General features: G+C 65.0%; 9 protein-coding genes. 7 read left to right on the top strand and 2 right to left on the bottom strand.

The genetic code is table 11. From position 1 onward, the window contains the following. Window positions 1-2 precede the first annotated feature (2 nt). The 5 genes from glgX to ACAX61_RS09280 all read left to right on the top strand — a co-directional run bounded on the left by glgX (window position 3) and on the right by ACAX61_RS09280 (window position 10,414). Complete coding sequence (gene glgX, locus ACAX61_RS09300; RefSeq protein ID WP_370714480.1) at window positions 3-2,105, top strand: glycogen debranching protein GlgX; 2,103 nt, start codon at window positions 3-5, stop codon at window positions 2,103-2,105. Continuing rightward, window positions 2,102-3,817 (top strand): malto-oligosyltrehalose trehalohydrolase, encoded by a 1,716-nt coding sequence (treZ, locus tag ACAX61_RS09295; RefSeq protein ID WP_370714479.1) that lies wholly within the window; start codon window positions 2,102-2,104, stop codon window positions 3,815-3,817. Before glgX ends, treZ begins: the two co-directional genes overlap by 4 nt. After that, window positions 3,805-5,733, top strand: a complete 1,929-nt coding sequence (malQ, locus tag ACAX61_RS09290; RefSeq protein WP_370714478.1) for a 4-alpha-glucanotransferase — start codon at window positions 3,805-3,807, stop codon at window positions 5,731-5,733. The genes treZ and malQ overlap by 13 nt, the downstream gene beginning before the upstream one ends. Continuing rightward, a complete protein-coding gene (gene treY, locus ACAX61_RS09285) occupies window positions 5,730-8,156 on the top strand; it encodes a malto-oligosyltrehalose synthase (RefSeq protein ID WP_370714477.1) in 2,427 nt (808 codons plus the stop codon). Before malQ ends, treY begins: the two co-directional genes overlap by 4 nt. 749 nt (window positions 8,157-8,905) lie before the next feature. Beyond that, entirely contained in the window at window positions 8,906-10,414 is a 1,509-nt protein-coding gene (locus tag ACAX61_RS09280) for a hypothetical protein (RefSeq protein WP_370714476.1), read from the top strand. Window positions 10,415-10,513: 99 nt separating this feature from the next. On the opposite strand, the gene ACAX61_RS09275 is transcribed toward ACAX61_RS09280, so the two are convergent. Then, the gene (locus tag ACAX61_RS09275; RefSeq protein ID WP_370714475.1) at window positions 10,514-10,894 is read right to left on the bottom strand and encodes a winged helix-turn-helix transcriptional regulator; all 381 of its coding nucleotides are present in this window, start codon (window positions 10,892-10,894) and stop codon (window positions 10,514-10,516) included. Window positions 10,895-10,994: 100 nt separating this feature from the next. Between ACAX61_RS09275 and ACAX61_RS09270 the strand changes: the two genes are divergently transcribed. Then, window positions 10,995-12,056 carry an SDR family oxidoreductase gene (locus ACAX61_RS09270; RefSeq protein WP_370714474.1) on the top strand — a complete coding sequence of 354 codons (1,062 nt, stop codon included), beginning with the start codon at window positions 10,995-10,997 and terminating at the stop codon, window positions 12,054-12,056. Window positions 12,057-12,277: 221 nt separating this feature from the next. On the opposite strand, the gene ACAX61_RS09265 is transcribed toward ACAX61_RS09270, so the two are convergent. After that, window positions 12,278-14,419, bottom strand: a complete 2,142-nt coding sequence (locus ACAX61_RS09265; protein WP_370714473.1) for an Ig-like domain-containing protein — start codon at window positions 14,417-14,419, stop codon at window positions 12,278-12,280. Between the two features lie 489 nt (window positions 14,420-14,908). On the opposite strand from ACAX61_RS09265, the gene ACAX61_RS09260 reads away from it, so the two are divergent. Continuing rightward, entirely contained in the window at window positions 14,909-15,982 is a 1,074-nt protein-coding gene (locus tag ACAX61_RS09260) for a helix-turn-helix transcriptional regulator (RefSeq protein WP_370714472.1), read from the top strand. Window positions 15,983-15,987: the final 5 nt, after the last annotated feature.

Below are 15,987 nucleotides of genomic sequence, written 5' to 3'. Positions count from 1 at the left end.
CCTTGACCCGAATCCCCGACCGCCTGAGCAGCGGCGTACCCTATCCGCTGGGCGCGACCTTTGACGGTCTTGGCGTGAACTTCGCCGTGTTTTCGGCCCATGCCGAAAAGATCGAACTGTGCCTGTTCGACGAAAGCGGACGGCGGGAGATCGCACGGCTGGAACTGCCCGAATGGACCGATGAAATCTGGCACGGCTACCTGCCCGATGCGCGGCCCGGCCTGCTTTACGGCTTTCGCGCACATGGCCCTTATGAACCGGAACAGGGGCACCGGTTCAACCCGAACAAGCTGCTGCTCGACCCTTATACCCGGCGGACATTCGGTCGAGTGCGGTGGAGCGACGCGCTGCACGGCTATCGCGTCAATTCGTCACGCGCGGACCTGAGCTTCGACCGCCGCGACAGCGCACCCGCCATGCCCAAATCGGTGGTGGTTTCCGACAGTTTCGACTGGGGTGACGATCGCCGCCCGAACACCCCCTGGGCGGAAACGGTCATTTACGAGGCGCATGTAAAGGGCCTGACGCAGCTGATGGAAACCGTGCCTGCGTCCGAACGCGGCACCTATCGCGCGCTGAGCCACCCGGACGTCATCGCGCATCTGAAGCGGCTGGGCATCACCGCGATCGAGTTGATGCCGATCCACGGGTTCGTGCAGGACCGGTTCCTGAAGGAAAAGGGGCTGGTCAATTATTGGGGCTACAACACCCTGGCCTTCTTCGCGCCGGAATCGCGCTACCTTGGTTCGGGCGATGCCGACGACCTGCGCCTGTCGGTCCGGCGACTGCACGCAGCGGGGATCGAGGTCATTCTGGACGTGGTGTACAACCACACCGCCGAAGGCAGCGAAATGGGCCAGACCATGTGTTTTCGCGGTCTGGACAATGCGACCTATTACCGGCTGCAAAAGGACAATCCGCGTTACTGCGTGAACGATACCGGCACCGGCAACACCTTCAACCTCGACCAGCCGCGCGTGTTGCAGCTGGTGACCGACTCGCTTCGCTACTGGGTCGAGAGTTTCCGTATCGACGGCTTTCGCTTTGATCTGGGCGCGACGCTGGGGCGAACGGGGGATGGTGCGTTCGACCCCGGGGCGTCGTTCTTTGACACGTTGCGGCAGGACCCGGTGCTTGGCCGCGTCAAGCTGATCTCAGAACCATGGGACATTGGGCCGGGCGGCTATCAGTTGGGCAACCATCCGCCCGGCTTTGCCGAATGGAACGACAAGTTCCGCGATTCCACCCGCCGTTTCTGGCGCGGGGATGAGGGCGTGCGCGGGGAGTTCGCCGCGCGCATTGCCGGGTCGGGCGACCTGTTCGATCGCCGCGCGCGCCGCCCATGGGCCAGCGTCAACTTCGTCGCCAGCCATGACGGCCAGCCGCTGACCGACATCACCCGGTACGAACACCGGCATAACGAGGCGAATGGCGAGGATAATCGCGACGGCCATTCCGAAAACCTGTCGTGCAACTGGGGCGCTGAGGGGCCGAGCGACGATCCGGCAATCAATTCGGTGCGCGAACGCGTGCGCCGGTCGATGCTGATCACGCTGCTTGCCTCGCTCGGCACGCCGATGCTGCTGGCCGGTGACGAATTCGGGCGGACGCAGTTCGGCAACAACAACGCCTATTGCCAGGATAACGAGATCAGCTGGCTCGACTGGAGCCAGGCGGCCAGCGAGGAGGGACAAAGCCTGTCCCACTTCGTCCGCCGCCTGATCCTGATCCGCAAGCATTACCCGCTCGTCCGGTCGGCGGCGTTCCTGTATGGCGAGGAGATCGCGCCCGGCATCCGCAACATCGACTGGTTCGACGAACGCGGCAACGCCCTGTCACCGGAGGATTGGGAGAATCCGCACGGCAAGGCGCTGGTGATGCGCCGCGCGCGCATTGCCGAGGATGGCGGATTCGAAGCGATCACGATGCTGATGAACGGGTCGGAATCGACGCTCGAATTCACGCTGCCCGCGCCGCATCATCATCGCCGCCTGCTGGTGGACAGCGCCGATACCGGCATCGGCGAATATGACCTGACCGAAGCAACGGTGCAGGTCCGCGACCGCTCTGCCGTGCTGATCCATGCAACGGGGCCGATCGAATGAAATGGGGACCGCAACCGCTGGCCGATGGCGGCACGCGCTTTTCGATCTGGGCGCCGGGCGTCGAGGCGCTGACGCTGGAGATCGAAGGCGCGGCGCCGATCGCTATGACGGCGACGGCCGACGGCTGGTTCGAAGGCGACACCACCGCCGCCCCCGGCGCGCATTATCGCTTCGTCCTGTCGGATGGACAGTCGGTGCCCGATCCCGCGTCACGCGCACAGGCGGGGGATGTTCACGGCTGGAGCATCATCCCCGCGCCCGACAGCTATCGCTGGACGAACGCCGACTGGCGCGGGCGGCCATGGCGTGAGGCGGCGGTGCAGGAAGTGCATGTCGGCACGCTCGGCGGCTATGCGGGGGTTGCGGATCGGTTGGCGGACATTGCCGCACTCGGCTTCACCGCGATCGAGCTGATGCCGCTTGCGACCTGTGGCGGCACGCGCAACTGGGGTTATGACGGGGTGCTGCCCTATGCCCCGACCGCCGCCTATGGCGGCCCGGACAATCTGAAGGCGCTGATCGACGCGGCGCATGGCCATGGGCTGATGGTGCTGCTGGACGTGGTCTATAATCACTTCGGGCCGGACGGGAATTACCTGCCCGCCTATGCACCCGACTTCTTCAAGGCCGATCTTCACACGCCATGGGGCGGCGCGATCGATTTTCAGCGGGAGGCGGTGGCGCGCTTCTTCATCGACAACGCGCTCTATTGGTTGGGTGAGTTCCGTTTCGACGGGCTGCGGCTGGATGCGGTGCACGCCATCGGCGACGATGCGTTTCTCGACCGGCTGGCGGGCGAAGTGCGCGGCGCCTTTCCCGACCGGCACGTCCATCTGGTGCTGGAAAACGAGCATAATGACGCGGGCAAGCTGGACGGAGCGTACGACGCGCAGTGGAACGACGATTTCCACAATGTGATGCACGTCCTGCTGACCGGCGAAGAACATGGCTATTATCGCGACTTTGCCGAGGCGCCGGCGGAGAAGCTCGCCCAGTGCCTGGCCGAAGGTTTCATCTATCAGGGGCAAGGTTCGCCCAACCAGAAGGGTCGCGCGCGCGGGATGCCCAGCGCCCATCTGTCCCCGATCCGCTTCGTCAGCTTCCTTCAGAACCATGACCAGATCGGCAATCGCGCACTGGGCGAACGGCTGACGCTGCTGACCGATGCCGCACGGCTGCGCGCAGCCACGGGCCTGTTGCTGCTGTGCCCGCAAATCCCGCTCACCTTCATGGGTGACGAGACGGGGTCGGAATCACCGTTCCTGTTCTTCACGGATTTTCACGACGAACTGGCGGACGCGGTGCGAGAGGGGCGGCGCGGCGAGTTCGCGGCCTTTCCCGGCTTTTCCGATCCGCAGGCGCGGGCCGCCATTCCCGATCCCAATGCCCGCGCGACGTTCGAGCAGTCGCGCCCCGAACCCGGACCCGACGCGGCGGCGTGGCGGACGCTCTATGCCGAGCTGCTTGGGCTGCGCCACGCGCATATCGTGCCCGCACTGGACGATGCCGAGGCTCTCGGCGCTGCGGCCATTGGCGAGCGGGCGGTGCGCGCGCAGTGGCGGTTGGGGGCGCGGGTGCTGACCATCGCTCTCAATCTGGGCGATGCGCCCGTCGCGGTCGATCTGCCGAACGGCGCGCCGCTGGCGGTCGTGGGTGACGCGCCCGCAGGCGGCACGATCCCGCCCGCCGCCTTTGCCGCGTGGCTGTCGTGATGCACGACGCCGCGACCGAAGCGCTGGCACAGGCCGCCGGTATCCTGATCGACTGGGAGGATGCCGACGGCGTCGCGCGGCGTGTTTCGCCCGAAAGCCTGCGTGCGGTGCTGAGCGGCCTTGGTCTGCCCTGCGCCAGCGTGTCGCAATGTCGCGAAAGCCTGGCGCAAGCACAAATGGCCGCGGCGGAGACGTGCCGCGTGGTCGATGCGGGGGCTGCGGTCGAGGGGCTGTCGGGTCACGCGCGGCTGCATCTGGAGGATGGGGGCGCGCGCGACCTCGACCTCGATGCCGCGCCGGTCGTCGACGTAACCGGCTATCACACGCTGGAGCATGATGGCGGCACGCTGGACCTGATCGTCACCCCCGCAAGCGGCGTGACGCCCGCTGCCGAGCGGCGATATTGGGGGCTGGCGGTGCAGCTTTATTCGCTGGCCGGCGCGGGCGGATTCGGCGACATGGCGGCGCTGGCCGATTTCGCGGCGCAAGCGGCCAATGCGGGTGCGGACGCGCTGATGCTCAGCCCGGTCCACGCGCTTTTCACTGCCGATCCCAGCCGTTACAGCCCCTATTCCCCCTCCAGCCGCCGCTTCCTGAATGGATGGTATGCGCCGACGCGCACGCCGCTGGCGGCGGATGGCCGGGCACTGATCGACTGGCCCGAAGCAGTGGCGGCGAAGATGGCCGCGCTGCGACAGGATTTCGCCGCGATGGGCGGCAGCGATGACTTTGCCGCCTATGTCGCCGGGGCCGATGACGGCTTGCGCCAACACGCGATGTTCGAGGCGCTTTACGCCCATTTCCACGCACAGGGCGGCGCGCGCGGGTGGCAGGATTGGCCCGAAGCCTATCGCCGCCCGGACAGCCCACAGGTCGCTGAATTCGCCCGCGATCATGGGGAGGAGGTCCGCTTCCACCTGTTCCTGCAATGGCGTGCCGAAGCCGGGCTGGCGCAAGCCGCCAACGCCGCCGCCGACATGGCAATCGGGCTGGTCGGCGATATTGCCGTGGGTATCGACAAGGGCGGCAGCCATGCGTGGAGCCGGGGCGACGAACTGATGCTGGGCATCGGCATCGGCGCGCCGCCCGACGCGTTTCAGGCGGCGGGTCAGAATTGGGGGATCACCAGCTTCTCTCCCCTCGCCCTGCGCGCGCGGTCCTATCGCCCGTTCATCGACCTGTTGCGAAGCGCGATGGCCCATGCCGGGGGCATTCGCATCGACCATGCCCTAGGACTGCGCCGGTTGTGGGTCGTGCCCGATGGCGCGTCCCCGCTGGAGGGCGCCTATCTGGCGCAACCGGAGGACGACCTGCTGCGGCTGATCGCGCTGGAATCCCGCCGCCATGACGCCATCGTCATCGGTGAGGATCTGGGCGTCGTACCCCCCGGCCTGCGCGACCGGCTGACCGAACGCGGCATCCTGGGGATGCGCGTTTTGCCGTTCGAGCGCGACCGGAGCGGCGCCTTCATCCCCCCGGGCCGATGGGACGCCGCCGCCGTGGCGATGACCAGCACGCACGACCTGCCCCCCATCGCCGGATGGTGGCGTGGCACCGACATCGACTGGCGCGAACGGCTGGGTGCGGCAGGCGACCGGGCGGCGGAGCGTGAGGCACGCGAGGTCGACCGCGCATCGATGTGGGCGGCGACCGGCAGCGTTGATCCCCAACCCACCGCCGACGACTCTGCGGCCGCCGCCAATGCGGCCATCGACATGGTGGCCGAGACGCCCGCCGCGCTGGCCATCATTCCGGTCGAGGATCTGCTGGCGCTGGAGGAGGCACCGAACCTGCCCGGCACGGTCGACGAACATCCGAACTGGCGCCGCCGCCTGCCCGACCCCGCCGACGCGATCTTTGCGCGCCCGGATGTGGGGGCGCGCATCAAGCGGCTCAACGACGAAAGACCCCGATGACCCCCCGCGCCACGTACCGCATACAGTTTCACAAGGGCTTCGGCTTTGCCGATGCGGCCGCGATCACGCCGCAGCTGGCCGATCTGGGCATCAGCCACCTCTACGCCTCTCCCATCGCCACCGCACGGGCCGGTTCGACTCACGGCTATGACGTCGTCGACCCGCTGCACATCAATCCCGAACTGGGCGGCGAGGACGGGTTTCGCGCGATGGCGGCGACGCTGCGCGACCATGGCATCGGCATCATCCTGGACATCGTGCCCAATCATATGGCGGTGGGTGGCGACGATAATCGCTGGTGGCTGGACGTGCTGGAGCACGGGCCGGACAGTGAACATGCCAGAACCTTTGACATCGACTGGGAAGGTGGCGACCCGGCGCTTGCCGGCAAGCTGCTGGCCCCGTTTCTCGGTCTTCCCTATGGGGAAGCGCTGCGTTCTGGCGCGCTGGCGCTGGCCGACGACGGCAGTGCCGTGATCGCGCACGGCACCCACCGCTTCCCAATACGGCCACAGGATCGCCCGCTCGATCCCGCCGACTATGATGCCTCCACGCCGGGCGGCGCCGCACGGCTGCACGACCTGCTGGAACGCCAGCATTACCGCCTCGCCTGGTGGCGCACCGCTGCCGATGAGATCAACTGGCGCCGCTTCTTCGACATTACCGAACTGGCGGGTCTGCGGGTCGAGGACGATCGCGTGTTCGATGCGGTTCATGCGCTGCCGCTGCGCCTGTACCGCGAAGGATTGATCGACGGAGTGCGGGTCGATCATGTCGACGGGCTGGCCGACCCGGCGGGCTATTGCCGCAAGCTGCGCCGCACGCTCGACGCGCAGCGGCCGGGGCGCGCATGGCTGATCGTCGAGAAGATCCTGGCCGCGGACGAGGCGCTGCCGACCGAATGGGAAACCGACGGCACCAGCGGCTATGACTTCATGAACGAAGTCTCCGCGCTGCTCCACGACCCCGATGGCGAAGCGCCGCTCACCGAATTATGTGCGTCGCGCAGCGGCCGTGCCGCCGCCTTTGCCGAAGAAGAGCATCGTGCCCGCCGCGAAATCCTCGACTGGACCCTCCCCGGACAGCTGAACGCTGCCGCCCGCGCCTTCCACGTCGCAATGCGCGGCGATGCGGCGACGCGCGACGTGACGCTGGGCATGGTAAAGCGCGCGCTGACCGGATTGCTGCTGCACTTTACCGCCTATCGCACCTATGCCGGTACCGCGGCCGACGGCGCCGAACGTCTTGCCCGCGCGGGCGGCGCGGCGCGTGCTGATGCGGCACCGGGCGAGGGCGAATTGCCCGCATTGCTGGCCAGCCGCATTCTGGCGGGCGGCGACGCCAGCCGCCGTTTTGAGCAGTTGAGCGCGCCATTGGCGGCCAAGGCGGTCGAGGATACCGCCTTCTACCGCTATGGCCGCCTCCTTTCGCGCACCGATGTCGGCTTCGATCCTGCACGCTTCGCACAGACGCCAAGCACCTTTCTGAAGCGGGTTGCGGCGCGCGCCGATCATTTCCCGCACGCGATGCTCACCACCGCTACCCATGATCACAAGCGTGGTGAGGATGTGCGCGCACGGCTGGCGGCGCTGAGCGAAATGCCCGACGAATGGCGCGCGTTACTCGAAACGCTCGATCCGCATGCCAACGGGCTGGACGCGGCCGATCGCGATCCGGTGGTGCAGACCCTTGTCGGCGCATGGCCCTATGACCCGGCCGATGCCGGTGACGCATTCGAACGGCGCGTTATCGACTGGTCGCGAAAGGCGTTGCGTGAGGCCAAGTTGCGTTCGTCCTGGACTGCGCCCGACGAACCGCATGAGGCGCGGGTCGCGGACTATATCGGCACGTTGTTGCACGACGCGGCAGCACGGGCGGCGATCATGCGCTTTGTCGATCGCGTTGCGCCCGCCGGGGCGGTCTATTCGCTCGCCCAAACACTGCTGCGCTGCACATTGCCCGGGGTGCCCGACTGTTACCAGGGCGCGGAGCGATGGGACCTGAGCCTGGTCGATCCCGACAATCGCCGGTCTGTTGACTATGCCGCACGCCAAGCAGTGCCGGTTTGGGCCGACGCGCCTGCCCTGTTTCAGGATTGGCGCAGCGGCGCGGTGAAGCAGGGGCTCATCGCCGCCATGCTTCGCCTGCGTATCGAGCATCCCGCGATCTTTCACGCGCAGCTCGATCCGGTCGAGGTCATCGGCGCGCGCGCAGATTCGTTGGTGGCATTCCGCCGCAGCGATGGTGAGCGGACGCTGCTGCTCGCGGCGCCGCTTCATTGCGCGACGGCAGTTGATCCGTCGAACCTGTCGATCGCACGCGATTGGTTCGGCGACACCGCCCTCATCATCAACGGCCACCGGCGCGAGGCCGCGGCTCTGTTTGCTGCAGCGCCTCTCCACATCGCAATGGATCACAGCTGACCGAATCGCGCATGTCGCGGGGGTTGGCGGCGATTACATGTCGCTGAGAGCGCAACCTCGCCGGCGGGGTTTTCGGCGGCGGGCGTGGCCGCGCGCATGAAAGCGGATCGAGCGAATCGCCTTTCATCCATGGGGCGACAATGGTTTCCCGCGCGGGATCCGCCGCAGCCAGCCAAGAGAAGAGCCGCAACTCAGCGGTTCGGTCGTCGAGCAGGCAAGCAACACCTATGCGCTGCTGGTGCCCAAGGGTCAGAGGAATGGTCTGCAGCGGCTTCTCGATGAGGCACCCAGCCGTAGGCGTAAAATAGTCCAAATATTTTTTTATTTCTATAGTCAATACAAAATAACGCGCCTCGAAAGGTTTTCAGTAGGTCAAAACTTGTCTCCTCCATAGTGGATATGTTTGTGATAATTGATGTTTAACAGCGCGGTCACTTTGCTATCGACGCATGGATAGCGGGCGATCAATCGTTCGTAGGGTCAACCGCCGATCCGGGAACCTACGAGCGGTCAAACTAGCGGCCACTACACGAGGTTGTTCGGGCTTCATCCCGGCATTGGGGGGCAAGATGGAAAAGATTTCGCGTCGTACGACGCTTATGTTGGGCGTCGGCTTCTGCGTTACTGCTTGTGGCAGCGGTGGCGGCGCCAATTCGGGCAGTGAGCCGATTTCATCAAATCCCGCGCCCACACCAACGCCGACCCCTACGCCATCCCCTACCCCGACCCGGACGCCAACGCCGGGACCGATGATGCCCGACGGTAAGCCAGACCCGCGCTATCGGGCGGCGGGGACGCGATTTCGGCAGGCAACTTTGGGTTACGCCTATAACACGGCCTACCCCTACCAAGTGGACTCTCAGGTATTTGCCACCGGAGAGTGGGATATCAGCGAGTTCGCGCTGTTCTTTCCCGCCTTCTACAACGCCCCGAATGGCCTGATGCACGAGATCGCCACGACCGCCGCCATGCGGATCGAGGGCATTTCGTTCCTTATCGATGGCTCTTGGCAGACCGCGACGATCGCTGCCGGCGATGAAATCGTTGGTCCTCGAATCGATGGGGCGGGCAAGTGGGTTCGTCTGTCCGGTGTCACTTTGCCAGCCAACACGCTTATCGAGATGCGGAAAGCGTTCCAGTTTACGCGCGAGGGGACCATCCCACGCGATCCTGCGGCTGCGTCAGGTGAGAGCGGCCGCGGCGGGGCGGCAAGCATGGCATCCTATTTGACGACTGGCTCGCTCAACAACACCAACAGCAATGCCTGGCGCGCTGCGGGCATGATCGCCAAGGGTGGTGACGGTCGCCCGTCTGTCGTCGTGGTTGGCGATTCCATCGGCGCCGGTGCGGACCAATATACCAGCAGCGCCTATCACTCGCCGCGCGCTGAGTTCGGGTATGTGGCGCTGGGATTGGACGAAAACACCGATACGAAGCGCATCTCGTCCCTTAACCTGTGCGTCCCCGGGCAGAATCCGGAGGCGTATGCGAACCGGGAAGCGATCTCGAAGAAGCTGGAAATGCTCGCCAAAGCCAAGGCGCTGAACGGCGGCGTTTCCCCGGTGGACGAGATCATCTGTCAGCACGGGACCAACAGCATAAACGGCTCAATCACGACCCCGGCCCTGCTCGGTTACCTGCGCGGCACGATCGGAAATATTCGTTCCGTTGTCGGAGAGACCGTACCTGCCACCCAGATCGAGATGATCGCCTATCCCGGATCAACCGACGGATATGCGACCGTCGAAAACCAGTTCCACCCCTCCCCGCAAAACGTCTATCCCAACGGCGTTCGTTGGCAGGCCAACGCGGCAATAGGCGGGCCGGACGGCCTCGGCGATGCAAGCGCACCCCTTCGCGCTGACGGCACGATCCAGCATAGCATCGCGCCCTGGCGCTATGGCAGCGCGGATACGGGCAATGGTCGCGACAAGCTAAAGGTTCTGCCGTTCGCCAGCACTCTGGCTGCCGAGTATGCCAGCGGGTCGACCGTATCATTGGTGAACGAGCCGGCGGTAGGCGACTATCTGAGCTTCGGAGCGCCCGGCGGATCCTATCATTATGCGATTGTGCGAGCCGTGAGCGGCAGCGGCCCTTACACCTGCGACGTCGTCTGGCAGGGTGGCCGAACTGCGAAGCCGGCCGGCACCGTTGTTCGGGCCACGATGCATGGCGGCGGATTGCATCCTGGGCCATTGGCGCACGTGATGTACGCCCAGGCGATTCTCGACTATAAACGACAGAGGGGCTGGGTCTGATCCAAGGCATGCATTCACAAGTGCTGCCCGTGCGCTAACTCCCCAATCTCGGATGTTAGTTGGCCGAGCAGCGGCATGTGCGAGCAGACGTTCCGGCGGCTATGATCTGCGCGCGGTGGGACGTCCGCCGAGCTGATCCAACGCATCGGCGTTGTCACGTCCCCAAGCGTAGAGAAGCTCGACCGGCTCTACAAAGCGCTTCCCCAGCGCAGTCAGTCGGTACACCACCGCCGGCGGAACGACGCTCTGGACGTGACGCGTGATAAGCCCCACGTCCTCCATCTCGCGCAGCGTCTGGGTCAGCATCTTCTTGGAGATGCCAGGAAGGCTGCGCTGGAGTACGCCGGTGCGCGCCGCACCAGCGTGACGCGCATGCAGTGTATGGAGCACCATGCTGGTCCACTTGGTCGCGAAGAGCGCTAGAATCCGTCGCGGCGCGCAGTCCTCACGCCATTCCTCTTCGGCCGATCCCGGCTGCATGGCTGGTTACCTCCTGGTGCCTGGCCCCGTATTTGGTGCCGTCTAGAAGCAGCCGCGCCTGCTGCCTAGCTCGGGTTCGATGAATCACGAAAGGATCGAAATGACGAAGACGGCATTGGTGGTAGGCGCGAGCGGGATCGTCGGCAATGCAACCGCGGGTCTGCTTTTCGAGCAGGGATGGAAGGTTTACGGCCTCGCTCGTCGTCCGACCGCACAGGAGGGCGTCGAACCCGTCGCTGCCGACCTGCAGGATGCTTCTGCAACGGCTGCCGCGCTTTCTGGGATCGCACCCGACGCGGTTTTCATCACCACTTGGTTGCGGCAGGACAGCGAGGCGGAAAACATCCGGGTCAATTCGGCAATGGTTCGCAACCTGCTCGACGGCTTGCCCAAGCCGGCGGGCCCGCGTCACGTCGCGCTCGTAACGGGCCTGAAGCATTATCTTGGACCGTTCGAGGCGTACGGCAAAGGCGTGCTGCCGCAGACGCCATTCCGCGAGGAGCAGGGGCGGCTCGACGTCGAGAACTTCTATTACGCGCAGGAGGATGAAGTATTCGCCGCCGCGGCGCGCGACGGCTTCACATGGAGCGTGCATCGCCCGCATACCGTGATCGGCAAGGCGGTTGGCAATGCCATGAACATGGGCACCACGCTTGCTGTCTATGCGACCCTGTGTCGCGAGAGTGGGCGGCCGTTCGCCTTTCCAGGCTCGGCGGCGCAGTGGAGCGGGCTGACCGACATGACCGATGCGCGTCAGCTCGCCCGCCATCTGCTTTGGGCGGCGGAAACCGAAGTCGCGCATGACCAGGCGTTCAATATCGTCAACGGCGATGTCTTCCGCTGGCAGTGGATGTGGAGCCGCATCGCCAACTGGTTTGGGCTTGAGGCAGCACCTTTCGATGGAACGCCGCGCCCGCTGCAGGCGCAGATGGCAGATGACGCCGGCCTGTGGCGCAATATCGCCGAGCGTGAGGGGCTGGCCGAACCCGACCTTTCGCGCCTCGCTTCGCCCTGGCATACCGACGCCGATCTCGGGCGCCCGATCGAGGTAGTGACCGACATGTCCAAAAGCCGACGCTTGGGTTTTAGCGAGTATCAGTCAACGGATGACGCCTTCTTCGCACTGTTCGAGCGCCTGCGCGCTGATCGCCTGATCCCCTGAGTCAATCCGAACCGCTTTCCGCTTTCGGCGATCTTCACCCGAAAGCGGACGGTGAGCATACCCCCATCTCGGCCGTTGAGGCCCGCGCCGATAACGGTCGTTGTGAGGTCACGACATAAAACAACGATGTCCCGCCCGCATCGCGCGGACGGGACATGGGCGGGGCCGTGAACCAGCGGGCCGCCGTCGCATCACGGCGACAGCGGCCCGTCGTAACGCGCTTACGGCCGCGTGCCGGTGATCCGGGTAACGCCCGAACAGTTGGTGCCGCCCGGCCCGCTATAGCTCCACGTGGAAGAGCCGATCAGCTGCGCGCTGCTGGGAAGCTGAACGGTCAGCGTCTCACTGGTCCGCCCAGGATCGTCCGCATAGGTCGCGCTTGCCGATCCGCGAAGGCCGTTGGGGTCATCCTTGCTGCTCATCGTAAGCGGGATTTCAAAGCCCAGATAATTTGCGGAATACTGGGTGTCCGAAATCTTTGCGATGTTCACCGTCACGTTGTTGTTCTCATTCGGGCACAGGCCGGGGTGCGATTCCGCGCGCGTCGTCGACACGACGTTGAGTGCCCAGGCGCCTTCGAATTGACGAACCACGCTGACCAGCACGGTCGCCGTGTTCGAAACACCATGCGAATTCCGGCCACGGAAGGTGAACTTGTCGTCGCCGAAATAACTGCCCGCCGGCGTATAGACAAAGCGGCCGTCGTTACCCAGCGTCACACTGCCATGGCTGGGCTGGCCAACGACTTCCAGCGTTTCGGCGCCCCGGACCTGAACATTGGACTGGGTTGGTGTCCCCTGCCTTACCTGAATGGATGCGTCGTCAGCTTCAGGCCGCGCCACCATCAGTCGGGCGGAGACAATCCTGGCCTCTGAATTGGGGCGGTTCAGGTTGAACAGGAAGTCCAGATTGCCATTTGGCGCATTCTCGGCGGCGTTGAACTTCAGAACCAGATTGGAACCGGAGATGCCTGCCGATCCCGTGATATCGCCGCGTGAGATTGCGCCGAGCGACACCGTTCGTGGATCGACATTTTCCTCCCGTTCGGTTTTCAGTCGCGGCAGCACCGCGTTGACCGAATCCGGAACCACCGGAAGCTTGGCGACGATTGCCCCCAATGTGGCAAACGCGCTGCTGACCGAGCCGACAACCGAATCGTCCGCCTTTACCAGCGCTTTCAGTTCGAACGATTTGGCCTTGTTGCTTTCAAAGCCATAGACGGGTGTCGTCGACAGGGGGCGAACGCGTACTGCGTTCTGGTCGGCCACGATCCGCTCCAGCAGTTGCAGTTCGGTTTCCTCGAAACAGGCGTCAAGCACGGTATCGACCTGATCGAGAATACCGTCAGTCCCGACCAGCAGCCCAATTGCCGTTCCCGATGACAGCACAGCCACCGTCGGCCCCAGGACCGGAAATACGCTGGACGTATAGGCGCCGATCGCCGCGATCCCCAACAGCTTGGCCACGATCATATTCTGTCGAACGAAGTCTCGCAGCCCGTCGCGGCAAGGGCCGGGGTTGAAGCTGGCCTGAACCATCCCGGCGCTCGCGCCGCTCTGTGTCAGACCGCTCGATACGAGTATCGCGGCCAGCGCCTCGACCTCGGCGTTGGGGACATTGCCCAGATTGGCAAGCGCCTGCTGCAACTGGCTGCGCTGCGTAGTCAGAAGGTTGATTTCCGCCGCGCTATAACCCGAACCGGCCGAAATCTGCCGGCTGATGTTGTCGATCGCCACATTATAGGCGTTCGCGACTACCCCTCGCGGATCGGCGACGGCCGGCGCTGCGCCAACCGTAACCGCCTGGTTGAACGTCCGACCGCCGATCGTGACCGCCAGCGTCTGCGCACCGCTCAGGCCGGTCGGCACGATGAACGCCAGCTGGTTCGCGGCACTCCGCACCACGGTCACCGGCTGACCGCCGATGGTCGCCTGATACGCGTCGTCCGACAACGGAATGTCGTTGGCCGTCAAAACAGCGACGCCGCCGGCTGCAACGCCGGTCTGTCCTTCGGTAAGGACAAGGCTGGCATTGGCGGGTTGAACATTCACCACGACCTGAGCCGTGCCACGATTTCCCGCCTTGTCGGTGGCGACGGCGCTGCACTGAATGGTGGTCGGGGCCGTGACAGCCTGGGTCTGCAAAATAAGCCCGGTCAGCGTGCCGCCATTACAGCTTACCTGCGGGGTCAATGCGCCGTCGACTGCGTCGTTCGCCGTCGCCGTGAACACAATTTGGGCGCCGCCGACCACGGTGTCGCTGTTGGCCGAAATCGTCACGACCGGCGCAGTGCCGTCGACTGATGAGGACGGGCCGCTACCGCCGCCGCCATCTCCGCCGCTGCAAGCTGCAAGCGTAGCCATAGCCAAAAGCGAGCATCCCGCCCGAAACACGGTGGTCTTGAACATAGGTTCCGATCTTTCTCGAAAATGGCGCAGAGCGGCCCTGAGGCCCGCCCGCGCACGGCATCAATATTGGGTTGAGCGCCTGCCGGTGTCGCAGTTCGCGTCACCAGACACAGGGCTTGCATGGCATCCGGCGCAACACCCGCGCCCGCCAATTGCCCGTGTGAACCCCTGCGGCACGAAGCACATATGCTTCACTGCACGTCTCCCCCTGTTTCCGGCCCCCACGCCGGGCAACCATACGGGCTGCATCCGGATTGCTATCGGGCGGACCGCCGTGGCGCGTCCCCTGAACAGGGTATGCCGCGAAAAATGGGGGTCGCCGCGACGTGCTGCGGAATCGTCGTGGAAAGCGGATCGTAACGAATTTAGGGAAGATGTTCGCGACGATGCAGCGGGGGCGTCAGCATCGGGCCGAGTGGGCAGGCGCGCGAGGGGGTGTGAAACATGCGTGATACCGCGGCGGCGATCATGTCCGCGCCGTTTCAGGATGGCGGATGGGACAATGCGCTGAAGCAACTGGCCAGCGCGACGCGGTCCAGCCACATGCAGGTAATCGGCATCGGCGGCGCAAACGCGATCCCCTTTAACTGGACCACCGATTGCCCCGATGGCTTCATCGAGGGATTTGCCGAAATTGACGGCGCGAACCCCGATATCAACTGGCGTATCGCGGCATCGGACTCGCCGCTGGTTGTCTCCAGCGAGCGGGATTATCGTCGCGTTCGCAAACAGATGCGCTGCGCGATATATGACGACTTTGCCTCACACTATGACCTGCCATTTGGCTGCCAGACCGTCCTTCATCAGGCTGACGGAATCTTCATCGGGATGGCGGCGCTTCGGAAACAGGCGGACGGGTGCACAACGGCTGCGGACAGGGCGGTTTTTGCCAAGGCGGCGCCGCATGTCCTGGCCGCGATCCGCATGCAGCGCGCGGTTGAGCATCAAGGCGCACAGATGGCCGCCGGAATGCTCGAATCCATGCATTGTATCGCCTTCATCCTGGACGGCCATGGGCGAGTGGGCGCGCTGACCGCAACGGCGCAGACATGGCTTTCCAGCCAGCACCTGCTTTGCCTGTCGCGCGGGAACCTGTGGTTGCGGCACAAGCCCGCCGACCGGATCTTTCAGACGGCGATCGCGCGAACACTGGCGCACGGCGGCAATAATCCGGAGCGATTTTGGCTGGGTGCCGACGACCCCGCCCGGTGCGAGATTTTCGCGCTGCCGCGCCGCGAATGGAGCCTCGCCTTTGAGCCGCGGGCGCTGGTGGTCGTGCGTCCCAGCCGCGACCTGCATCCGGATGACGCCAATCTCCTGCGGTCGCTGCTTGACCTGACCGGGGCCGAAGCGGATATCGCCCTGCGCATCGGCCAAGGGCAATCGCGAGAGGCGATCGCAAAGGCCCGGGGGGCCGCGCCCGAAACCGTCGCCGCTCAACTAAAGGCCGTTTTCCGCAAAACAGGCGTCCATCGGGAAAGCGAACTGGTCGCTTATCTCAACAAGGCGCTGCGATGAGGTGA

Origin of the sequence: Sphingomonas sp. IW22 (assembly GCF_041321155.1) — a bacterium.
Taxonomy (GTDB): domain Bacteria; phylum Pseudomonadota; class Alphaproteobacteria; order Sphingomonadales; family Sphingomonadaceae; genus Sphingomonas.
This window is presented reverse-complemented; position numbering and strand designations above follow the sequence as displayed.

Coding starts and splice junctions, on each gene's coding strand:
- treZ (WP_370714479.1), top strand. CDS start 2,102: ATGAAATGGGGACCGCAACCGCTGGCCGATGGCGGCACGCGCTTTTCG.
- treY (WP_370714477.1), top strand. CDS start 5,730: ATGACCCCCCGCGCCACGTACCGCATACAGTTTCACAAGGGCTTCGGC.
- ACAX61_RS09280 (WP_370714476.1), top strand. CDS start 8,906: ATGATGCCCGACGGTAAGCCAGACCCGCGCTATCGGGCGGCGGGGACG.
- ACAX61_RS09275 (WP_370714475.1), bottom strand. CDS start 10,894: ATGCAGCCGGGATCGGCCGAAGAGGAATGGCGTGAGGACTGCGCGCCG.
- ACAX61_RS09270 (WP_370714474.1), top strand. CDS start 10,995: ATGACGAAGACGGCATTGGTGGTAGGCGCGAGCGGGATCGTCGGCAAT.
- ACAX61_RS09265 (WP_370714473.1), bottom strand. CDS start 14,419: ATGGCTACGCTTGCAGCTTGCAGCGGCGGAGATGGCGGCGGCGGTAGC.
- ACAX61_RS09260 (WP_370714472.1), top strand. CDS start 14,909: ATGCGTGATACCGCGGCGGCGATCATGTCCGCGCCGTTTCAGGATGGC.